Raw genomic sequence first — 22810 nt, 5'->3', positions numbered from 1 at the left:
GGTCACCTTCCTCCCGCCGACACGTGCACGGCGGCACCGTCGAGCACTGCATCCTGCGCGGCCGCGAACCCCACTCGGGCGGTCAGGGCCGCCACCAGTTGCGACCGGTACCGCGCCGTGGCGTGGATGTCGGGTTCGGTGTCGATTCGTTCCCGCGCGAACTCGGACAGATTCCGCCACAACGGGTCCCGGTCGTCCGTCGCGGACGCGCCCTGCAGGATCTCCGTGTAGTCGACGACCTCACCGAGTTCGCCGGCCGACACGTACGTCATCCGGGCCTCGGCCACCGCACCGTCCTCGACCCGCACCTGGGCGGCGACCCCGACGAGCGCGTAGTCGCCGTGCCTGCGGGCGATCTCGTCGATCGCCGTCCCGACACCGGGTTCGGCGGCCGGGACCGTCACACTGGTCGCGATCTCGTCCGCCTCGAGTGTGCTTTCGAGCGGCCCGGCGAACAGGTCGGTCGACCGGATCTCCCGGACGCCGCGCACCGAGCGCACGGTGATCGAGCCACCGAGCAGCGCGAGCACCGCCGGCATCTCCGCGGACGGGTCGGCGTGCACGATGGACCCGACCGTCGTGCCGCGGTTGCGGATGGTCGGGTGCGCGACGAGGCGCAGCCCGCGGCCGATCAGCGGCTGCACCTGTGCGGCGCCGCGGTCTGCTTCGAGCACCGAGTGCGTGGTCAGGGCGTCGAACGTGACACCGAGGTCACGCGAGGACGACACCGCGTCCAGCCGGGGGATCGATCCGATGTCGACGAGGTGCGCGGGCGCGGCCAGCCGCATCGAGAGCAGCGGGATCAGCGACTGCCCGCCCGCGAGCACCTTGCCCTCGTGTGCCACGTCCGCGAGAATCTGACAGGCCTCGTCGATCGACCGAGGTCGGTGATAAGTCAGTGGCGACGGTTTCATTCCTCAGATCCTGCCCGTATCGTACGCTCGGCGTTTCGTGAACTAGTGACAAAACTCACGTGCTGACGCTGGCAGATCACGTGAGTTGACCGACCCGATCCGGGACCGTTCCGTCGTCGGTGGTCGGCTTCGGGTGGTGACGGCCGGTGCCGGAGTCGTCGGCATTGTCGGCGTCCTTCGGTGCGATGACGCGGCACAGGTGGTACATCCCGATCACCACGATCGTGCCGAGCGCGATGCCGCTCAGGGAGAAGCTGTCGCTGAACGTCAGCTCCACGTCACCGATCGCGATGATCAGGCCGGCTGCGATGGGCATCAGGTTGAGCGGATTGCCGAAGTCGACGCCGTTCTCCTTCCAGATCTTCGCGCCGAGCAGGCCGATGATCCCGTAGAGCACCACCGTGATTCCGCCGAGCACCCCGCCGGGGGTCGCGGAGATGACGGCACCGAATTTGGGGGAGAAGCCCAGCAGCATCGCGATCACCCCGGCCGCGGCGTACGCGGCGGTCGAGTACACCTTGGTCGCGGCCATGACGCCGATGTTCTCCGCGTACGTCGTCGTGGGCGATCCGCCGACGCTGGTCGCGATGGTGGTGGCCAGGCCGTCGCCGATCAGGGCGCGTCCCATCATCGGGTCGAGGTCGGTCTTGGTGATCTCGGCGACGGCCTTGACGTGTCCGGCGTTCTCCGCGATCAGCGCGATGACACCGGGCAGCACGAGGACGATGAACGTGAGACTGAACGACGGCGCGTGGATACCGACGATGCCGTTCGCCTCGTCGGAGAACGGCGGAAGCCCGATCCACGATGCGGAGGAGACGCCGTCCCAGTTGACGCGGAAGTGTTCGGTCACCGCGCCGGCGACCGGGTCGTACGACGTGATCATGCCGGTCGTCAGGTCGAGCACCCACGACAGCACGTAGCCGAACAGCAGTGTCAGAAAGATCGCGACCCGCCCGAGGAATCCGCGCAGCGCGACGCTCGCCACCACCAGCACGACCATCACCGTCAGCGCGACCCACTGGTCCTGGGGCCAGTACGTTCCGGCCACCACCGGGGCCAGGTTGAATCCGATCAGCATGACGACGGCGCCGGTGACCACGGGCGGCAGGATCTTGAACACCACCCCGCCTCCGAGGAAGTGGATGAGCACACCGATCCCGGCGAGCACGAGACCCGACACCAGGATCGCGCCCGTCACCTGCGCCGACGTGCCGCCCTGGGCGCGGATCGCGGCGATGCCGCCGACGAATGCGGCCGACGTCCCCAGGTAGCTGGGAATCCGGCCCTTGACGACCAGCAGGAAGAAGAGCGTGCAGAAACCCGACATCATCACGGCCAGTTGAGGATTGAGGCCCATGATGATCGGGAAGACGAACGTGGCGCCGAACATCGAGACCACGTGCTGCCCGCCGAGCCCGATCGTGCGGCCCCAGCTGAGCCGTTCGCTGGGGGTGACGACCTCCCCGGGTGCGATGGTCTTGCCATCTCCGTGCAGTGTCCAGATAGGCATAGGGGGACCTTTCAGACAGGTGTCGGTGCAGGGGTGCCGACGGCCCGCTTCTGGCGATGTGCCGCACGTCACAGTTACACCTCGATAGGAGGGAAACGTTATTACAGCGTCAGCCACCCGGCGTGAGAAGAATCTGCCAGCACGTGCCCGGCGAAATTGGCAACTTTAGGAATTGATGCCGCGCATCGCCATGATCTTGAGGGCGAGCGACAGGTCGAGACGCAATTCGGGGTGATCGGTGAACGACCCGAGCATCTTCTCCAGCTTCACCACCCGGTACCGCAGGGTGTTGTAGTGAAAGTGGAGTTGACGTGCGGTTTCGGCGATGTTGATGTTGGTGGCGAGCAGCACCTCGAGGGTGCGCCGCATGTCCTGCGCCTCGGCTGTGTCGGCCGTCAGTTCGCGCAGCGTCTCGCTCGCGAACGATTCGAGTTCGCGGTCGTCCTCGACGAGGCTCAGCAACCGGTAGACGCCGAGGTCGTCGAAATGCGTCACCGCCCAGGCGCCGGTGATCTGCCGTCCCACCTTCAGCGCGGTCCGGGCCTGACCGTAGAGGGCGGGGATGCCGTCCACCGAGTCCGTCGGCCGGGAAACGCCCACGCCGAACGCGCGGCGACCACCGCCGCCGGCGCCGCGCACGGTGGCGACGAGTTCGTGGACGAGGTTCATCGTGTCGGTGCCGACACCCATCAGGATCACCGTCTCCGTCGCCATCGCGGTGACGGCGGCGCCCTGGTCGCGGCCCGCGACGGCGCTGGTGAAGGCCCGCGCCTGCCGTTCGACGAGCGGCAGGCGGGTGGGCATCGACGGTTCGTCCTCGCCGACCGGATCCGGTTCGATCACCACGACCACCACGGGACGGTCCAGGTCCCAGCCGAACGTCTTGGCGTGCGCGACCACGTGCTCGTGTTCGCCGCCGCGGCCGAGCAGCAGGTCGCGCACGAAGTTGGCGCGGTGCTTCTCCTCCACCGAGGAGACGACCAGTTCGCGGGCCACCACGAGGGCGCACACAGCGGCCGCCTGCTCGACGAGGTACTGGTCTTCGCTACGCAGCGCGCGTCCGGTGCAAAAGTGCACCAGCCGCCCGTGGTCGATGCCGTTGGCCGAAATCGCCGACACCGCGATGGACTCGTCGCCGAGGCGGTGCAGGCCGAGTCCGCCCTCCGTGGAATCGGTGCGGACCCGCCCGGTGGCGTCGAGCGCCGCACTCGACGCCAGCAGCGCGAGTTCGGACTCGTCGCCGGCCCGGCACAACTGGCGTCCGTCGGGTGTCGTGACCAGCACGGCCCCGCCCAGTTCGGCGGCGACGGCGACGGCGAGTTCGGCGAACCCACCGCCGGCCATCACGACGTCGACGAGCACCCGGCGCAGCCGGTCCGCCTCGAACACGGCGTCGACCTGCCGGGCCGACGACTCGGCGAGAGCCCCGGACAGCGGATGTTCCTGCGAGTATGGCTCAGCGACGACGGCGACGGGAAACCCGAGTTCGTCGGCCGCATCGGTCATCTCGGCCGGCAACACCGCGGCAGGGTCGTCGAGGCGCACGGCGAGCCCGGCGACGCCCCGCCTGTCGAGCCGGGCGAGGAACGCGTCGATCGGCTCGACCAGCCGACCCAGAACCGCGGACGTGGTGATCAGCAACTGCCCGGGCCGGAGCCACGGTCCGATGTCCGGCACCGCCATCACGGCGACGTTCGACACCTCACGGGAGGTGCCGGTCGCGCCGGCCACGAGGGTCGGGGAGACGAGGAGATCGGACGCCAGCACGTCGGCGAACGGTTGCGGCGCAACGCCCGGACCAGTCCCGTTGCCGGTGCCGGCGGCTGCGCGGAACCCGGGAGCGGAACCGCCGACATCCCTCGCCGTCACTGCAACACCCTGCTCACCTGATCCGACACTCGCCCCGGATGGCGCGAAAGTGTGACCTTAAGTCGCGACCCGAACAGCCGTCAAACGATGGTTGCCAATCAGCGACCGATGCCGTTGCGGACGAGGTCCTGCGCGTTTCGGATCACAGACTGGAGGGTCTGCCGTTCAGGGTCCCACCACTCGTTGGCCCAGCTCAATGCTCCGATGATCAGTCCTTGCGCCGCATAGAGATTCAAGTCGGGTTGAAGTTGTCCGGCTTCGGCCGCCTCGGCGAGGTGTCGTCGCCAGATCATGCCGTAATCTCGGCGCAACTCTTGTTGCCGTTCCCGGATATCCTCGGGCATCTGGCTCATATTGCGGGTCGAGGCCGCCGCGTAGTGCGAGATCGTCAAGGCTACTTCCAGATGTCCCGCAACGGCCGCGAGTATCCGATCGAGTGGCGTCGCGGTGGCCGGGAGAGCGTCGATGATGAAGGTCACGTGTTCGATGAATCGTCGATGTCCGACGGTCATCACCTCGTCGACGAGGTCGTCTCGTGAGGGGAAGTAGCGGTAGATCGCGGGTGCTCTGATTCCCGCGATCTCGGCGATGTCTGCAAGCTTGGTTCCCGCATATCCATCCCGGAACATGACCTCTGCGGCGGCATCGAGTATCAGCTGACGGGTGTGCTTGCCGCTGCGCGCGGGGGCGTCGCCACGCCGTCCCTTGCCGGAGGTGTCCTTCGTCACCGGTTCACGGTAGAGGACCCGAGGCATCACGCCGTCATCGCGGGTACGGGTCATCGCCGCTCGCGAACCTCGTTCAGGCAGCGTGCAACGGCTTCCGGGAGGTGACCGCGCGATGCGGGTTCGGCCACCGAGAAGGTGACCGGGCACGACGCGTGAACAGCGGCAAGAGCCTCGACGATCTCGCTGTCGGGCCGCGCGGACATCGCTCGGACCGGACCACCTAGCGCTTTGGGGAATGCGAACCCTTCGGTCATGGCCACATCGATGTCGGATGCGCGCTCGGCGGTTGCGCAGTCCACGAGGACCGCGGCGCCGCACAGCATCGAGGCGAGGACCCTGTCTCGGATCTCCGAATCGTCGATGTGGCGGGGCTCGACTCCTTTTATCGCACGTTCGGCCGCGATGATTCTGTCGACATCGGGATCGGGTTCTCCGCGTCGCGAACCGTCGGGATAGGTGAACCACCCGGCTCCGGTCTTCTGCCCGAGTCGGCCGGTTTCGCACAGTCGGTCGGCGATCGCGACATAACGTTGCCGTGGATCACGCGTGGCTGCCAGCCGTTTTCGGCGCGCCCAGGCGATGTCGAGTCCGGACATGTCGGCGACAGCGAAGGGGCCGATCGGCATGCCGAGTCCGCGCATCGCACGGTCGACGTCCGACGGTGAGGCGCCTTGTTCGACCAGGAACTCGACCTGCGTGCGGTAGTCGGCGTAGACGCGATTGGCAACGAACCCGTCACCGAGTCCGGCGGGAATTGCGACCTTGCCCAGGGTGGAGGCGATCCGGGACAGGGTGGCGGCGGTTGCGTCGTCGGTTGCCGGAGTGCGGATCACCTCGACGAGGGGATTGCGATGTGGCGGATTGAAGAAATGCAGCCCGGCGAATCGATTGCGATACTCGAGCGCACGCGACATCTCACAGAGATCGAGATAGGAGGTGTTGCTCGCGATGATCGCGTCGTCCCGAAGTTTGGGCTCCAGGTTTTCGAGCAGGTCGGTCTTGACTCCCATGTCCTCGAACACGGCGTCGATGACGAGATCGGAGTCGGACAGACCGGTGATGTCTGCGGCGGTACGGATCCCGCTGACCTGTGAGTCGAGCCGTTCCACCGCGGCAGGGTCCCGGTCGTAGACGACGACCGCGAACCCGTGATCGATGAAGGCTCGGGCGAGGGATGCGCCCATGGTTCCCGCGCCGGCGATGCCCACCGTGCGGACCGGCAGTGGGTTTGCGGGTGAGCGAAGCGCTTTCGCTGCCGCCCGGCGTGCGAAGAACAAATAGCGCAGGTTGCTCGCCTCGCCGGACAGCCTGAGCCGGTTGAACACCTTCCGTTCCGCATCGAGGACCTCATCGACCTCGCCATCACCCGCGCGGCAAACCAGGTCGATCGCCTCGAGGACGTTGGGGCGAGCCCGCCGGCTCACCCGCGCGACCACCGCTTCGATGTCTTCGGCGGTAGCGGGTGGCACCTGCCGGTCGATCAGTCGGGACTTGCCGCTGATCGACCTCGCGAGCTCGACCGCGCGATCGACGAGTTCGTCGGCCGGAACGATGTCGTCGAGAATGCCGACGCGGAGTGCCTCGTCGGCATTGATTCGCCGCGCTGACGCCACCAGATCGATGGCGATGGGGACACCGGTGAGGCGGGGCGTCCGGACCGTTCCGCCGGCACCCGGCACCATCCCGAGGGTCACTTCGGGGAATCCGACCTGGACCGTGGGGTCTCCGATCCGTCGGTCGCAGCCGAGAGCGAATTCGAGTCCGCCGCCCAGGGCGAGCCCGGTGAGGGCGGCGACCACGGGCACGTCCAGCTGTTCGACGGCCGCGATGACCGAGGGCAGTTGCGGTTCCCGAAGCTCTCCGGCGAACTCGGAAAGGTCCGAGCCGGCGTAGAAGTGCGTCAGCGCCGAGGCGATCACCACACCTTCCACCTGCCGATCCGTCGCGAGGTTCTGCAGGGACCGGGCGAGGTCGGCCCGCAGAGTCGCATTGCCCATGTTCACCGGGGGGTTGTTCAGGAGAAGTACCGCGATCGTTCCGCGAAGGCTGGTGGTGACCGTGGACATGATGAGGGCCTTTCTTCGTCGCACATCGTGATCGTTCGGAATTGACGTCGCCGAGGGCGAGGACGGGAGTCTCCGATATCGTGCCGACCAGCAGAGGCGGTGAGCCAGTGCTGGTCGGCACGCGGGATGTCGAGACTATTTCTCGATGCGTTCGGCCGCGGGGGCGACGAACTCGGCGTTGGAATTCTCGTTGACGCCCTTGAACCCGAACCACGCGACGATTGCCGCGATGGCGGAGATGAGGGACAGGTAGTACCCGGGCGCCAGCTCGATATCGGTGCCCCCCAGCCAGGTGGCCACATAGGGCGCGGTGCCACCGAAGACGGCGATGGAGATCTGATAGGGCACTGCGCCGGCGGAGAATCGGATGCGGGCGGGGAAGAGGTCGACCATGGAGACGGCCACGATGGAGGTCACACCGGCGGCGAAGAACCCGATCCCCATCAAGGCGACTAACGATGCGGCGAACGTCTGTTTGTGGAGCAGGTAGAACGCCAGCGGCGCGAACATTGCCATACCCAGTGCCGCGAACACGGCGACCTGGCGGCGGCCGATCTTGTCCACGCACAGCCCGTAGACGGGGGACACGGCGGTGTAGAAAAGCAGTGCGATGGCCAGGGCGCTGAGCGACGCGGTGTAGCTGAGCGCGGCCACCTTCATCATGTAGGCCACCGTGAAGCCGGTGAGCATGTAGAAGGCGACACCGTTGAGCATGTTCCATCCGAAGACGGTGGCCATCGACTTCTTCGCTACCCGGATGCCCTCGGCGAGCGGCGCCGACTCGACCTGGCCGGATTCGCGCACCGCCTTGAATTCCGGTGTCTCCTCGATACGCATCCGCAGGAAGATGGCGATGATGCCCATCGGTCCGGCGAGCAGGAACGGGATCCGCCAGCCCCACGAGGCGAGGTCGGCCTCGGACACCGACGAGGTCACGATGAGGGAGACGACCGCGGCGGTTGCGGTTCCGATGCCGACCGCGGCGGGCGAGAGCGAACCGTATCGCCCGCGCCATCCCCGGGGTGCATGCTCGACCACGTAGATCGTCGCGCCGGCATACTCGCCACCGGCCGACAACCCCTGGAACACCCGCAGGACGACGAGCAGGACGGTGGCCCACACGCCGAGGCCCGCGTGCGTCGGCAGCACGCCGAGCAGGACGGTCGACAGGCTCATGAGGATCACGGCGGTCAGGAGGGCGGCCCGACGACCGATGCGGTCACCGATCCACCCGAACACGAAGGCCCCGAAGGGGCGGACGAAGAATCCCAGCGCGAACACCGCGAAGGTGGACAGGAGCGCGGCGCTCGGGTCGGACGACGGGAAGAACAGCGCCGAGATGGTGACAGCGAAGAAGCCGTAGAGGCCGAAGTCGTACCACTCGATGAAGTTGCCAATGGCGCCGGCGTAGATGGCGCGGCGGCGCGCCGCGGATTCGGTGACTTGTCTCGGTGGCGAGGACACATGGGCGGAGGGCATGGCAATCCTTCCGGAGGGCCGGGGAGGGGAGAACTTTGTTGGGGGAGAGCGGATTCAGTCGGGATGGTTCAGACGAGGGCGAGGGCGTCGGCGAGGGCGATGACGCCCTCCGCGGTCTTGGCGTGAGCGAGGTCGATGTGCTGGCCCTCGAAGTCGACTGCACCGTGTCCCTGAGCTTCGGCGTCGTGGAAGGCCTGGACCATGCGTCGGTAGAAGTCGACCTTTTCGGGGGAGGGGGTGAAGACCTCGTTGGCGATCTCGACGTGGGACGGGTGGATGAGGGTCATGCCCCGGTACCCGAGGCGGCGGTTGTCCTCACAGAAGGTGCGGAATCCGTCCAGATCTGCGATGTCCTGCCACACGCCGCCGATCGGGTGGTGGAGCCCGTTCGCCCGGGACGCGAGCACGATGCGGCTGCGCAGATACAGGGTTTCGAGGCCCTCCGGGGTAAATTCGAATCCAAGCTCACGTCCGACATCGGCGTTGGGTCCGGTGGCGCCGAGGAGTGCAGCAACCCGCGGAGTGGCCGCGGCCATCGCCTCGCAGTTCGCCATCGACGAGGCGGTTTCGAGGCTCAGCAGGAAACCGATCTTTCCAGCGGGAAGACCACGGGTTTCTTCGAGATGGGATACGACAGCGTCGATCCGGACGATGTCCTCGGCGTTGAAGGTCTTCGGAAGCAGCAGCCCCGCGACGCCGGGTACGACGACGGCGTCGAGATCACCGCCCATCAGGCCCGTATCGCGGCTGTTGGGCCGAACCCACACATCCGCGCGTAGTCCCTGGTCGTGGAGACGGCCGATGGTCCCGGCGACGACGTCGCGTGCGGTCAGCTTGTCGGAGGCGGGGACGGAGTCCTCCAGGTCGAGAATGATCGCGTCAGTGCCCGACGCAACGGCCTTGTCGGCCCATGCGCCCTTGTGGCCCGGCACGAAGAGCATGGACCGATACGGTCGAATTGTGGTCATGGAAGACTTCTCCTTCGAGATGATGGTCTTTCGAGTTCGATCGACTTCGACGGACCGGGATCGACGGATCACTGGAATCAGAGTTCACGACAAGGAAATTGGAGCGACATGCGGTTGCCGACGTGGATCGGGCCGCCGGTTCAATCGCCGTCCCGGTGCGTGAATCGATCGTAGATTAACGTGATGTAGATGACAATAGCCGGAACCTGAGTCGATCCGTCGGTCGTTGCCCTGGGGCACCGTCCACCCAGGACGGATAGGCCCGACGCGCCCCGATTCGCGCAGGTGCGGGGCTCGATCCGCTAGGCGCGGGGCTCGATGAACAGCGGGAACGTCGCCTGCGCGGAGCGGTTCTCCAGTCCGCGGCGAACGATGGTCTGCGCGGTCGCGATCACGATCTCCACCGGGACCCTGTCTTCGCGCCACCATTCCACGGCCCAGTTCAAAGCGCCCATGATCAGCATGCGCGTGAGGTAGGGGTCGGCGTCAGACCTGATCCGGCCGGCCGTGTGTGCGGCGTTCATCAGGTCACGCCAGACGGTGCCGTATTCCTCCTCGTCGACGCTGATCGCGGCGCGCATGGAGTCGGGAAGTTGGCGGGAGTTACGGACCGCGGCGATGGTGTAGTCCGACATGCCGAGCGTCACGCGCAGATGCGCCTCGACTGCGACCGCGATTCGGTCCAGCGGGTCCGTGTCCGGCGGCAATTCGGCCAGTGCGTGGCGAACATGGGTGTTGACCTGCGTAGTTCCTTCCCGGATGACCGATTCGATGAGCTCTTCCAGGGAGGCGAAATGGTAGTAGATCGCCGCCGTTTGAAGACCCGCCTCCGAGGCGACCTGGAAGAGTCGGGTGCCGGCGTAGCCGCGTTCTCCGACCACCCGAGCGGTCGCATCCATGATGCGCTGCCGGGTTCGCGCGGCTTTGGTTCCGGCGGGCGAGTTCGACTCGGTTCCGCGTCTCGTGTCTGTCATCGATTGAAAATTAGCACAGAAGGCGCTGTTGACTCGTACGTTAATCGACAGTAGATTAACTCTCGGATGGGGCGAACGCCTCATGTCACTCGACTCCGATCCCGCTCATCGCGGACGTGAGGTCACTTCCTATTCCTGGCGGAACTGCCAGACGTTCGTCACGCGAAACAAAGTGAAAGGCAGGGCGCCGATATGCCCGGTTTGTATTTCGAGGAGTTCGAATCCGGTCTCGTGATCGACCACCCGACGAGGCGGACGGTCTCCGAGTACGACAACGTACTGTTCAGCTCGCTGACACTGAACCTCGCGCCCCTGCACCTGGATGCGGAGTACAGCAAGAACACCGAATTCGGTCAGCGGCTGGTCAACAGCCTCTACATCCTCGGGCTGGTCTGCGGTGTCCCCGTGCCCGAGACCACCCTCGGCACGACGGTCGCGAATCTCGGGTTCGAGGAGATCACGTTCCCCAAGCCCGTGTTCCACGGCGACACCATCCACGTCCGCACCGAGATCATCGGCAAGCGAGAGTCCAAGAGCCGCAACGACGCCGGAATCGTCTTCTTCCGTCACCTCGGACTCAACCAACGTGACGAGATCGTGTGCAACGCCCGCCGCAACGGGCTCATGCTCAAGCGCCCCGCCTGATCCCCATCCGATCACACAAGAAGGACGTGCACATGAAGGGGCAATGCGTCTTCGGAACCTCCTCCTCACCCGCCTGGATGCCAACCGAGGAGATCATCTCCCGGAACCGGCTGCTCGCAGCGATGAAGCGGTGGGGATACGAGTCGGTGGAGGAACTACATACCGCATCGATCGACGATCCCGAGTGGTTCTGGCGGGCGGTGATCGACGACCTCGGCATCGAGTTCGGCCGCCCGTTCACCGCGGTGCTCGACGACTCCGCCGGCAAACCGCTTCCGAAGTGGTTCGTCGGAGGCGGGATCAATCTGGCGCACCTGTGTTCACACCGCCACGCGGCGGGCGACCTCGCCGACCGTGACGCCATCGTCTACGAGGCCGACAACGGCACTCGACGGGCGCTCACCTTCGCCGAACTCGACCGTGAAGTGCGCCGGTTCGCGGCGAACCTGCGCGACCTCGGCGTCGGCAAGGGCGACCGGATCGTGCTGTTCACCCCGGTGGCCACCGAGACCGCGGTGGCCTTCCTCGCTGCCGCCATGATCGGCGCGGTCGTGGTCCCGGCGTTCTCCGGCTACGGCGCCGAGGCCGTAGCCTCACGCATCCGCAGCTCCGAGGCGGTAGTGCTCGTGACGGCGGACGCGACGACCCGCCGCGGCAAAAGGGTACCCCTCAAGGAGACCGCGGACGAGGCCCTCGCGGAGACGACGTCGATCCGGAAGGTCATCGTCGTTCGCAATCTCGGCGACGGGGCTCCGATGACTGCCGGCCGCGACCTCTACTGGGACGAACTCCCGGCCGACCCCGCGCCGACCCCGACCGTGGACACCGACCCCAACGACCCGGTCGTCATCGCCTACACCTCCGGTACCACCGGCGCACCGAAGGGCATCGTCCACTCACACGGCGGATTGGCCGCCAAGTGCGGTGTCGACGCGGCCTACGGATTCGACGTCCACCGGGGCGATGTCGTCGCCTGGATCGCCGACATCGGCTGGATGCTGTACGGCGTACTCCTCATCGGAGTTCTCCAGCACGGCGCCACCCTGGTTCTGACCGAAGGCGTCCCGACGTACCCGAGCCGGGACCGGCTGTGGGAAATCGTCGAACGCAACGGTGTCACCCTGCAGGGCATCGCTCCGACCGCGGCACGGGCGATCATGGCTGCCACACAGAACGAGGAAATCGGGCAGGACCTGTCGACGCTCGTTTCCTTCGCCTCCACCGGTGAGGCATGGGACGAGCCCACCTGGCGGTGGTTGTTCGACCACGTCGGCAAAGGCACCCGCCCCGTGATCAACTACAGCGGCGGAACCGAGGTCCCCGGCGGAATCATCGTCTGCTACCCGTTCCTCGCCGCGGACGCAGCGTCGTTCAACGGCCCCATGCTGGGTATGGACGCCGCCGTCCTCGACGCGGCCGGTGCGCCGGTCTTCGACGAAATCGGGGAACTGGCCGTGATGAACACCTGGCCCGGAATGACCCACTCGTTCTGGAGGGATACCGACCGCTATCTGAAAACCTATTGGGACACCTGGCCCGACGTCTGGGTTCACGGTGACCTGGCAAGCGTGTCGCCGTCCGGGAGCTGGAAGATCCACGGCCGTTCGGACGACACGATGAAGGTGTCCGGGCGGCGAATCGGGCCCGCGGAGCTCGAGGCCGCCCTGCTCAAGGATCCTCGCATCGTCGAGGTCGCCGTGATCGGGGTGCCCGACGAACACCGCGGCCAGAAGGTCGTTGCCTTTGTCGTCGTGCGGGACGCCGGGACCGACGAGGACGACCTCGTCGCCACGGCGGTCCACAACGTCGGGCGGTCATTCGCCCCCGACGTCCACCTTGTGTCGGCTCTGCCGAAGACCAAGAACGGCAAGATAATGCGCCGCGTCATCCGCGCACAGCATCTCGGAGAACCGACGGGCGATCTCGCCGCACTCGACTCCGTGGACAGTCTCGCCGCCATTCCCTCTTTGCAGAATTAGGAGAAACACCATGACCATCGTCACCGAGGAAACCACCGTCGACGTCGTCAGAAAGGCGACACGCGATCTGGCCCGCAGCTTCGATCTCGAATACTGGCGGCAGAAGGACAAGAAGGCCGAATACCCTCGCGAGTTCGTCAAGGCGTTCGCCGACGGTGGCTGGCTGGGCCTGATCATCCCCGAGGAATACGGCGGACTCGGGCTCGGGATGACCGAGGCGGCCGTGATGCTCTACGAGATCTCCGCCTCCGGTGCCGCGAACAGTGGTGCGTCGGCGATCCACTTCTCGATCTTCCCCCCGGCGCCGATCATCAACTTCGGCTCCGAGGAAATGAAGAAGCAGTGGCTACCGAAGATCGCCAGCGGCGAAATCCTCATGTGCTTCGGCGTCACCGAACCCACCGCCGGCGTCGACACCTCCCGCATCCGCACCATGGCCAAGAAGGTCGACGGGGGCTGGGTTGTCAACGGTCAGAAGGTCTGGATCAGCAACGCGCAGAACGCGGACAAGATCCTGCTGCTCGCCCGCACCTCACCGCGCGATGACGCCAACCCGCTCGACGGCATGACGATCTTCTTCACCGATCTCAACCGGGACCACGTCACCATCCGGGAGATCGAGAAGTGCGGCCGCTCGGCGCTGGACTCGAACGAGCTGTTCATCGACGACCTGCCGGTCCGGGACGACGAGGTCGTCGGCGAAGTCGGCAAGGGATTCCAGTACCTCATCGACGGACTCAACCCCGAGCGCATCGTTGTCGCCATGGAACAAATCGGAATCGGTCGCGCCGCAATGGACATCGCGGTTCAGTACGCCAAGGACCGCGTCGTGTTCGATCGGCCCATCGGCAAGAATCAGGCGGTAGCGCATCCACTGGCAGACTCGTGGATCCGCCTCGAGGCAGCTGAGCGGATGGCCATGCATGCGGCAACCCTGTTCGACACGCAACAGCGATGCGGCAAGGAAGCCGCCGCAGCGAAATTCCTCGGTGCCGAAGCCGGGTTCGAAGCCTGCAATCGCGCGATGTCGACCCTGGGCGGCTACGCGTACTCGAAGGAATACCACGTCGAGCGGCTGTGGCGGGAATGCCGCCTCCAGCTGAACGCGCCGTTCTCGCAGGAGATGGTGCTCAACTTCGTCTCGCACAACGTCCTCAAAATGCCGAGGTCGTACTGATGTCCGCGCGGCGCGGTGCCCTCTCCGGAACACGAGTTGTCGTTCTGGAGGGACTCGGGCCCACCCCGTTCATCTCGATGCTGCTCTCCGACATGGGCGCCGACGTCGTCCGCGTCGCGCGCCCACAGCACCGCTCCGCGCGCGAGATCGGACAGACCAAGGGACTGTCCCCGGACCGGGACGTGGTCAACCGGGGGACCACCTCCGTCGAAGCCGATCTCAAGAGTCCCGCCGGGATCGAATCCGTGCTCCGCCTCATCGACTCGGCGAACATCTTCATGGAGGGCTACCGTCCCGGCGTCGCCGAGCGGCTCGGTCTCGGCCCGGACGTCGTCCTCGACCGCAATCCGGCGATTGTGTTCGCACGGATCACCGGCTACGGCCAGACCGGCCGCCTGGCGAAGGCTGTCGGACACGACATCAACTACGTCGCCCAGTCCGGTGTCCTGCACACCCTCGGACATCCCGGTGAACGCCCCCGGCCGGCGGTGAACTACCTCGGCGACTACGCCGGCGGCGGCGCACTCGGCGCCTACGGAATCGTCTGCGCCCTGTTCGAGTCCGCTCGGTCGGGCGAGGGGCAAGTCGTCGACGTCTCGATGGTGGACGGAGCCGCACTGCTCACCGCACGCATGCAGGGCCTGCGTGCGGCAGGCCTGTTCTCCGACGAGCCCGGAACCAATCACATCGACAACGGGGCACCGTTCTACGACACCTACCGCTGCGCCGACGGGCGGTACGTCGCCGTCGGCGCCCTCGAAGCGGATTTCTACCTCGCGTTCCTCGCCGGGCTCGGAGAGGACACCACGGCGTGGCCCGACCGGGACGACGAGGCGAACTGGCCGACGCTGCGGGCATTGATCGAGGAACGGGTCGCGACCCGCTCGATGGCCGAGTGGACCGAGATCTTCGACGGCACCGATGCCTGCGTGACGGCGGTGCTGAACTTCCCCGAGGCGGCCCGCGACGCACACAACGCCGAACGCGGGGTGTACGTCGACGTCCACGGGATCTGCCATCCCGCGCCCTCACCGCGTCTGCACCGAACACCGGCCCGCCGGCCGGGCCTGTCCGCCCGTGAGGGAGCAACCGTCGACGACGTCCTCGCAACCTGGTCCGCTCCGGCGGGCCTGCCCTCCTGACCCACCGCCACGAAGGAACGCCCCATGTTGTCCACTTATGAGCAGTTCTCCAGCCTGAAGTTCGAGAACAACCACCCCGGCGTGCTCGAGCTCGTCTTCGACGGGCCCAACCTCAACGCCGTGACCGAAGACCAGCACCGCGAACTCGCCCTCATCTGGCAGGTCATCGACCGCGACCCGCAGGTCCGGGTGGTCCTCGTGCACGGTGTGGGCAAGGCGTTCTCCGCAGGCGGCAGCTTCGACATGGTCGAGGCGCAGATCGCCGACCACAGGATCAACATGCGCGTCATGCAGGAGGCCCGAGACCTGTACTACAACATCATCGGTTGCTCGAAGCCCATCGTCTCGGCCATCCACGGACCCGCCGTCGGGGCCGGGCTCGTCATCGCACTGATGGCCGACATCTCGGTCGCCGCCACAGACGCACGCATCATCGACGGCCACACCCGACTCGGTGTCGCCGCCGGAGACCATGCCGCCGCCGTCTGGCCGCTCCTCTGCGGCATCGCGAAATCGAAATACCTCCTGATGACCTGCCGCGAGGTCTCCGGGCAGGACGCCGAGCGGGCGGGACTGGTCTCCCTCACCGTCGACAAGGAGCAGCTGCTCGACACCGCCACGACCATCGCCAAAGACCTCGCGGACGGCGCACAGGATGCCATCCGATGGACCAAACAGGCGATCAACGGCTGGTACCGCCAGGCCGGGCCGATCTTCGACGCATCCCTCGGCCTCGAGTTCCTCGCCTTCAACGGCCCCGACGTCGCCGAAGGCGTTGCCTCCCATCGCGAGCGCCGCGCCCCGAACTTCACCCCGAATGCATCCCATGAGCTCGCCTGAGGCCACGGTGTTGCCCGACGTCCTGACCGCCGTCATCGGCGGGAAGTGGACGGCGGCAGCAACCGACGCGACAATCCACGACGTCCACGACCCGGCCACCGAACAGGTCATCGCACGGTTCGCGCAGACCACGGCGCAGCAGGTCGACGAGGCCGTCCGCAACGCCCACGACGCGTGGCGAGGCTGGGCCGCGACCGCACCGGTCGAACGCGGACGCGTGCTCGCTCGGCTCGCCGACACCGTCCGCGCTCACGCAGACATGCTGGCCACCCTGGAGTCCGCCGACACCGGGAAGCCCATCTCCCAGGCGCGCGGCGACATCGCCGTCACCGCGCGCTATCTCGAGTACTACGCCGGTGCGTGTGACAAATTCGGCGGCGAGACCATCCCGCAGGCGGCAGACACCTTCGCCTACACCGTCCGCGAGTCATACGGTGTCGTCGCGCACATCACCCCCTGGAATGCCCCGCTCAGCCAGATGATGCGCGGCGTCGCACCGTGTCTCGCCGCCGGAAACACGGTGGTCGTCAAGCCGTCCGAGCTGACACCACTCACGACCGGTCTCGTCGCGATCCTCATGGTCGAGGCCGGTCTTCCGGCCGGGGTGTGCAACATCGTCCTCGGCGACGGACCTGCTGTCGGTAGCCCCCTGGTCGGGCACGAACTGGTCCGGCACATCGCGTTCACCGGATCGGTGGCAGCGGGCCAGAGCGTGGGACGTGTGGCTGCGGAGCGAATCGTCGGCGCTCACCTCGAGCTCGGTGGAAAATCGCCCACAATCGTCTGTGCCGACGCCGACCTCGGGCGTGCTGCGAAGGCGGGAGCCCTTGCCGTGATTCGGAACTCGGGCCAGTCCTGTTTCGCTACCACGCGGTTGTTCGTCCATCGTGCGGTCCACGACGAATTCGTCGAACGGGTCGCCGCCGAGATGCAAGGGTTGTCCGTCGGCCCCGGTGCCGACGATCCCGATCTCGGACCGCTCGTGTCGGCTGCTCAACGCGACCGGGTCCTCGGGATCGTGGAACAGGCCCGAGCGGACGGTGCGGAGATCATCGTCGGCGGCCACCGTCCCACCGGCCGGGACACGGGATTCTTCGTGATGCCGACCCTCGTCGCGTCCGTGACGAACGACATGGCGATCGCCCAGCAGGAAGTGTTCGGCCCGGTGCAGTCCGTCATCGCATTCGACGATCTCGGCGAGGCGATCGCGCAGGCGAACGACACACCGTACGGCCTGTCGGCGGGTGTCTTCACTTCCGACATCGGCCGGGCACATCGAGTGGCCCGGGAACTGCAGGCCGGCCAGGTGCAGATCAACCGCTATGCCGGGGCGGGCGTCGAGATCCCGTTCGGCGGATACAAAGCCAGCGGCATCGGCCGGGAAAAGGGCACCGAGGCACTGCTCGGCTACACACAGGTCAAGAGCGTGATCGTCGCGCTCGACTGAGCGGCGAGACGCGACGAAAAGATCGTAGGGAAGGAAACCAACATGAGCAGCAAGCGCACTCTCGGATTCGTCGGACTCGGCGTCATGGGAGGCCCGATGAGTATCAACTTGGTGACCCGATCGGGCCACGAGATGATCGCCTTCGATCTGAGCACCGAGTCGCTGGACCGAGTGGTCGACGCCGGCGCGAAGCGGGGCGCGAGCGTGGTCGACGTCGCCGAGCAGGCCGACATCGTCTTCCTCTCGCTCCCCAGCATCGTCCAGGTGGAAGCCGTCGCAGCGGAACTCCTGTCCGCAACCAACCCACCGAAGATCATCGTCGACATGAGCACGAGCGATGTGACCCGGACGCGTGCGCTCGGGGCGCTGGTAGACAAGGACGGCGTCGAATTGGTCGACGCGCCGGTGGCCCGGTTGCGGCAGGCCGCCAAGGACGGCACCCTGCTGATCACCGTCGGCGCCACGCCGGAACGGTTCACCGACCTGCAACCGCTGTTGTCCTGCATGGGATCCGACATCGTCCATGCCGGCGCACTCGGCAGCGGGCAGGTCATCAAGATCCTCAACAACATGGTGGTCTTCCAGACCGTCAACGCGCTCGCGGAGGCCCGTGCCATCGGTACCGCGGCAGGGGTGGACCCGAAGTTGCTGTTCGAGACGCTCACCCTCGGATCTGCGGACAGCTTCGTCCTGCGCAAGTCGGCGCTGAGTACCCTCGCCGTCGACAGCTTCCCGGTCAAGACGTTCCCGACCGTGTACGCCATCAAGGATCTGAACCTGGCGCTCCAGCTCGCCCGCGACGAGGGCGTCCCCACCGCCTCTGCGGATCAGACCATGAAACTGTTGGAGGCCACCCGCGACGCCGGCTACCGCGACGAGTACTACCCCGTCATGGTCAAGCTCATCGAAGGGGGCACGCGGAAATGAGCGCGACCTTCGACGTCGTCGCGATCCGGCTCGGGCATGTCGACCGGGTCGCCCGGGACAACTTCCTCGGCGACCCGCACCTCGCGGGCGCGATGCGGCTCGACTTCGACATCTGGGTCGTCCGCAACGAGGATCGGATCATCCTGGTGGACACCGGCTTCAGCCCTGAAGCCGGAGAGCGTCGCGGTCGAGCGCTGGAGCGTCGCCCGGCGGACGCTCTGCGCGAGTTGGGAATCGCGCCCGACGAGGTCACCGACATCGTCGTCACGCACCTGCACTACGACCATGCCGGCAATCTCGGAGACTTCCCCGGCGCTGACATCTGGATCCAGGGTGCCGAGGTCGCGTACGCGACCGGCAACAGCATGCGGCACCGGCAATTATCTCACTTCTTCGACGTGGACGACGTGTGCGACATCGTGCGCCGAACCTTCGACGGCCGAGTCCGCCAGATCGACGGTCGCCACGTAGTGACCGACGGAGTCGAACTGCACCCGGTCGGCGGACACACCCCCGGCCTGCAGGTGGTTCGGGTGCGCACCGAACGCGGGTGGGTCGTGCTCGCCTCCGACGCGCTCCACTACTACGCAAACCTCGAACTACGGAACCCGTTCCCGGCGATCGTCGACGTACCCGCGATGCTCGACGCCTTCGACACCGTCCTGCAACTCGCCGACGGACCCGATCATGTGGTGCCGGGCCACGACCCCGCCGTCATGGAACGGTTCGGCACGGTCTCCGGCGATCTTCCCGACGGGATGGTCGCGCTGCACCGACAGCCCACGCCCCACCCCGCACCCGCACAGCACTGACTCACCGCACAACACAGGAGATTTCGCCGTGGACTTCCGCCTTCCCGATGACATCGAGGACTTCCGCGCCTCCGTCTCGGCGTTTGCAGCCAAGACGCTCGCGCCGGGTGCCCTCGCCAGGGCGCACGCTCCCGAATTTCCCTGGGACGTCGCCGCGCAGATGGGGCAGCAAGGGCTGCTCGGACTGACCATCCCCGAGGACAAGGGCGGACAGGGCGCCTCGCTGCTCGCCGCTGTCGTCGCCATCCAAGCTGTCGCAGCGCACTGCCCGCGATCGGCGGACGTCGTCCAGGCAGGCAACTTCGGCGCGATCCGAACCTTCGCCGAGTACGCGTCGCCCGAGCAGCGTGAGAAGTACCTGCCGAACCTGCTGGCTGGGAGGTCGGTCATCGGACTGAGCATGACCGAGCCCGAGGCAGGCTCGGCGGTGACGGACCTGCAGACAACCGCAATCCGTAAGGACAACGGGTTCGTCATCAACGGCACCAAGGTGTTCGGAACCCACAGTGCGGACGCCTCGGTGTACCTGGTGTACGTGCGATTCGGCCCGGGTGTGGGGGGCATCGGCTCGGTGCTCATCGACGCAGGCACTCCCGGTCTGACCGTCGGGGAACCGTCGATGTTCATGAACGGTGAGCATTGGTGCCAGCTGTACTTCGAGGACTGCTTCGTTCCGGACGCTCAGGTCCTTCTCGGCGAGGGCGGCTTCAAACGGCAGATCACGGGATTCAACGTCGAGCGGCTCGGGAACGCCTCCCGATCGCTGGCTGTCGGACGCTATGCCTTCGATACCGCCGTGCGGCATGTCACCGAGCGCGAACAGTTCGGCCGTCCCCTCGCCGAATTTCAGGGGCTGCAGTGGATGTTCGCAGAGCGCGCGGTCGCGCTCGAGTCCGCCCAACTGCTCCTGCACCGTGCTGCCGCCGTCGGCGACGGTGACCTTCCGACCGCCTACGACACCGCTGTCGCGAAGTACGCGGCCAACGAAGCCGGATTCGGTGCCGCAGACCTCGCCGTTCAGGCGATGGGTGGTATCGGGTTCAGCGAAGAATCACTGGTCGAATACTGCTTCCGGCGTACCCGTGGCTGGAAGATCGCCGGTGGTTCCACCGAGATCCTGAAGAACCGCATCGCGGAGACCGTCTTCGATCGCCGGTTCAGCCAGAGGGCGGGCACGCGATGAGTCCCGATGCCGGCGAACGCCTCTACCACGCACTCATGCAGCCGCAGACCGTCGCGATCGTGGGAGCCTCCGACGATCCGGCCAAGACCACCTCGCGCCCTCTCCGCAATCTTGCCGACAGCGACTGGCCAGGAATCGTCTACGTCGTCAACCCGAACCGCGACACCGTCGATGGTCGCAGAGCGTACGACAGCCTGGCCGATCTGCCCGCCGTCCCGGACCACGTCTTCGTGCTCACCGGCGCGGATCCGGCGATCGAGGCCGCGCGTGAGTGCTCCCGGATCGGCGTTCCGGTGGTGACGATCATGGCCGACGGTTTCGTGGGTGGTTCGGCGGATGCCCGCCGACGAATGACGTCGCTCGAGGAGGTTGCCGCCGCCGGGCGGACCCGTGTCCTGGGCCCCAGCAGTCTCGGAGTGGTCAGCACTTCCCAGCGACTCGTCCTGACCGCGAATGCCGCCTTTTCCGAGCCGTTGCCGATGGGTGGGGGGATCTTCGTCGCGTCCCAGTCGGGTAGTGCCATCGGTGCGTTGGCCTCACGCGGCAAGGACGCGGGAATAGCCTTCCACTCCATGGTCTCCACCGGCTCCGAAATCGACCTGTCGTTGGGCGAAGTGTGTCTCGCTTCGGTCGACGACCCCGAGGTGACGAGCTATATCCTCTTCCTCGAAAACCTCAGCCATGCGGTCGATCTCGCAGCCTTCGCGCGGGCGGCCGCCGATCGCGGGAAGCCGGTGCTGGCTTACAAGCTCGGGCGCTCGGACGCGGCCGCCGAACTGGCCGTCTCCCACACCGGCGCCCTCGCGGGAGATGATGCGATAGCCGATGCGGCGCTCCGCGACCTCGGCATCACCCGCGTGCGCACCTTCGACGCGCTCCTCGAGGCGCACCCCCTGGCCCGCCGCGCCCGGACCCTCGCAGCGGCGCGCTCGGCTCCGCGGGTGGCCGTCGTGTCCACCACCGGCGGCGGCGGGGCGATGATGGTGGACTGCCTGGCAATGGCCGGCGCCGAACCGACCCGGCCGAGCGAGCAGACCCGAGCCCGGCTCGCCGACGCCGGCATCGATGCAGGTGGTGGCACCCTCGTCGACCTCACCCTGGCGGGAACTCGGTACGAGGTGATGAAGTCCGCACTCGACATCCTGCTCGCAGCCCCCGAGTTCGATGCCGTCGTGGCGGTCCCGGGTTCGTCTGCCCGCTTCCATCCGGAGCACGCCGTCAAGCCGATCGTCGACGCGGCAGGAGGCGACAAGGCCCTCGTTGCGTTCGTCGTACCCTCCGCGCCGGATGCGCTACGCATGCTTCGTGACTGCGGGATCAGCGCCTTCCGGTCCCCGGAGTCCTGCGCCGACGCGATCGTCTCGGTATTCGCCTCCAGGGCACCCCGGATGGCGGCACTCTCTCCCCTTCCGGCACCGGCAACGACGAACGTCCTCGACGAGCAATCCTCGTACGGGGTGTTCACCGACTTGGGTATCCCACACGCCCCGTTCGCGGTCCTCGACACGGCAGAGCCCTTCGACGAGATCCCGGTGGCCACACCCGCCGCGGTGAAGATTCATGCGGCCGGACTGGCTCACAAATCGGACCTGGGTGGTGTCGTCCTCGGAGTCGAGGACACCGCCGGGTTGACGTCTGCCGTCGACACCATCGTCTCGTCGGTGCGGCGAACCGACCCCACCGTGCCGACCGACCAGATTCTCGTGCAGCAGATGATCCGAGGACTCGGCGAGGCCCTCATCGGATTCCGAGTCGACCCGGATGTCGGCCCGATCGTGCTTCTCGCCGCGGGCGGAGTGCTGGCCGAACTCCACCAGGACCGCAGCGTCCGTCTCGCACCCGTCGATCCGGCCACGGCCCAGGAGATGATCGACGAGGTGACCGCGTTCCGTGCCCTTACCGGATTCCGTGGCCTCCCCAAGGGGGACCTCACGGCCTTGCGTGACGCCGTGGTCGCCGTATCGCGCGCCGCCGATCTGGTCGACTCCGGTGTGGTCGAACTCGAAGCGAACCCGGTGATGGTGTGCGCCGAAGGACAGGGTGTGTTCGCGGTCGACGCCGTTGTCCGGATCGCGCAACCCGATCGATCCCATGCCACTCGGTCGACCCCCGCCGTCATTGTGACCGCCGGTAACGTAGGACCGTAG

Annotated in this window: 18 protein-coding genes; 10 read left to right on the top strand and 8 right to left on the bottom strand. The window is 66.8% G+C overall.

Annotated elements, in window-relative coordinates; all coding sequences use genetic code 11:
* Positions 1–2 precede the first annotated feature (2 nt).
* The 8 genes from JWS13_RS26215 to JWS13_RS26180 all read right to left on the bottom strand — a co-directional run bounded on the left by JWS13_RS26215 (position 3) and on the right by JWS13_RS26180 (position 10511).
* Complete coding sequence (locus tag JWS13_RS26215; RefSeq protein WP_124389553.1) at positions 3–914, bottom strand: FAD binding domain-containing protein; 912 nt, start codon at positions 912–914, stop codon at positions 3–5.
* A 76-nt stretch (positions 915–990) separates the two neighbouring features.
* Positions 991–2427: a uracil-xanthine permease family protein gene (locus tag JWS13_RS26210; RefSeq protein ID WP_206008263.1), complete on the bottom strand. Its 1437-nt coding sequence runs from the start codon at positions 2425–2427 to the stop codon at positions 991–993.
* Between the two features lie 165 nt (positions 2428–2592).
* The gene (locus tag JWS13_RS26205) at positions 2593–4296 is read right to left on the bottom strand and encodes a PucR family transcriptional regulator (RefSeq protein WP_206008262.1); all 1704 of its coding nucleotides are present in this window, start codon (positions 4294–4296) and stop codon (positions 2593–2595) included.
* Positions 4297–4394: 98 nt separating this feature from the next.
* Positions 4395–5024 carry a TetR/AcrR family transcriptional regulator gene (locus tag JWS13_RS26200; RefSeq protein ID WP_241032305.1) on the bottom strand — a complete coding sequence of 210 codons (630 nt, stop codon included), beginning with the start codon at positions 5022–5024 and terminating at the stop codon, positions 4395–4397.
* A gap of 50 nt (positions 5025–5074) precedes the next feature.
* Positions 5075–7090: a 3-hydroxyacyl-CoA dehydrogenase NAD-binding domain-containing protein gene (locus JWS13_RS26195; RefSeq protein WP_206008261.1), complete on the bottom strand. Its 2016-nt coding sequence runs from the start codon at positions 7088–7090 to the stop codon at positions 5075–5077.
* A gap of 135 nt (positions 7091–7225) precedes the next feature.
* Positions 7226–8569, bottom strand: a complete 1344-nt coding sequence (locus tag JWS13_RS26190) for an MFS transporter (protein ID WP_206008260.1) — start codon at positions 8567–8569, stop codon at positions 7226–7228.
* Between the two features lie 68 nt (positions 8570–8637).
* Positions 8638–9528 carry an HpcH/HpaI aldolase/citrate lyase family protein gene (locus JWS13_RS26185; protein ID WP_206011728.1) on the bottom strand — a complete coding sequence of 297 codons (891 nt, stop codon included), beginning with the start codon at positions 9526–9528 and terminating at the stop codon, positions 8638–8640.
* Positions 9529–9839: 311 nt separating this feature from the next.
* Positions 9840–10511, bottom strand: a complete 672-nt coding sequence (locus tag JWS13_RS26180; protein ID WP_206008259.1) for a TetR/AcrR family transcriptional regulator — start codon at positions 10509–10511, stop codon at positions 9840–9842.
* A 144-nt stretch (positions 10512–10655) separates the two neighbouring features.
* Here JWS13_RS26180 and JWS13_RS26175 point away from each other — a divergent pair, with 144 nt between their 5' ends.
* The 10 genes from JWS13_RS26175 to JWS13_RS26135 are packed head-to-tail and all read left to right on the top strand — an operon-like array spanning position 10656 to position 22810.
* On the top strand, positions 10656–11156 hold the full coding sequence (locus tag JWS13_RS26175) for a MaoC family dehydratase (protein ID WP_338050758.1): 501 nt from the start codon (positions 10656–10658) through the stop codon (positions 11154–11156).
* Between the two features lie 32 nt (positions 11157–11188).
* Positions 11189–13135, top strand: a complete 1947-nt coding sequence (locus JWS13_RS26170; protein WP_206008257.1) for an AMP-binding protein — start codon at positions 11189–11191, stop codon at positions 13133–13135.
* A gap of 10 nt (positions 13136–13145) precedes the next feature.
* Positions 13146–14312, top strand: coding sequence for an acyl-CoA dehydrogenase family protein (locus tag JWS13_RS26165; protein WP_087560871.1), 1167 nt, complete (start codon positions 13146–13148; stop codon positions 14310–14312).
* Positions 14312–15454, top strand: a complete 1143-nt coding sequence (locus JWS13_RS26160) for a CaiB/BaiF CoA transferase family protein (protein WP_206008256.1) — start codon at positions 14312–14314, stop codon at positions 15452–15454. Before JWS13_RS26165 ends, JWS13_RS26160 begins: the two co-directional genes overlap by 1 nt.
* A 24-nt stretch (positions 15455–15478) precedes the next feature.
* Complete coding sequence (locus JWS13_RS26155) at positions 15479–16294, top strand: enoyl-CoA hydratase/isomerase family protein (protein WP_206008255.1); 816 nt, start codon at positions 15479–15481, stop codon at positions 16292–16294.
* Positions 16281–17741, top strand: coding sequence for an aldehyde dehydrogenase family protein (locus JWS13_RS26150; RefSeq protein ID WP_206008254.1), 1461 nt, complete (start codon positions 16281–16283; stop codon positions 17739–17741). The genes JWS13_RS26155 and JWS13_RS26150 overlap by 14 nt, the downstream gene beginning before the upstream one ends.
* 42 nt (positions 17742–17783) lie before the next feature.
* Positions 17784–18668 (top strand): NAD(P)-dependent oxidoreductase, encoded by an 885-nt coding sequence (locus tag JWS13_RS26145; RefSeq protein ID WP_206008253.1) that lies wholly within the window; start codon positions 17784–17786, stop codon positions 18666–18668.
* Positions 18665–19480 carry an N-acyl homoserine lactonase family protein gene (locus tag JWS13_RS45570; protein WP_241032304.1) on the top strand — a complete coding sequence of 272 codons (816 nt, stop codon included), beginning with the start codon at positions 18665–18667 and terminating at the stop codon, positions 19478–19480. The genes JWS13_RS26145 and JWS13_RS45570 overlap by 4 nt, the downstream gene beginning before the upstream one ends.
* A gap of 28 nt (positions 19481–19508) precedes the next feature.
* Positions 19509–20663 (top strand): acyl-CoA dehydrogenase family protein, encoded by a 1155-nt coding sequence (locus JWS13_RS26140; RefSeq protein WP_241032303.1) that lies wholly within the window; start codon positions 19509–19511, stop codon positions 20661–20663.
* Entirely contained in the window at positions 20660–22810 is a 2151-nt protein-coding gene (locus JWS13_RS26135; protein ID WP_206008251.1) for an acetate--CoA ligase family protein, read from the top strand. Before JWS13_RS26140 ends, JWS13_RS26135 begins: the two co-directional genes overlap by 4 nt.

It is taken from the genome of Rhodococcus pseudokoreensis (genome assembly GCF_017068395.1).
GTDB lineage: Bacteria > Actinomycetota > Actinomycetes > Mycobacteriales > Mycobacteriaceae > Rhodococcus_F > Rhodococcus_F pseudokoreensis.
This window is presented reverse-complemented; position numbering and strand designations above follow the sequence as displayed.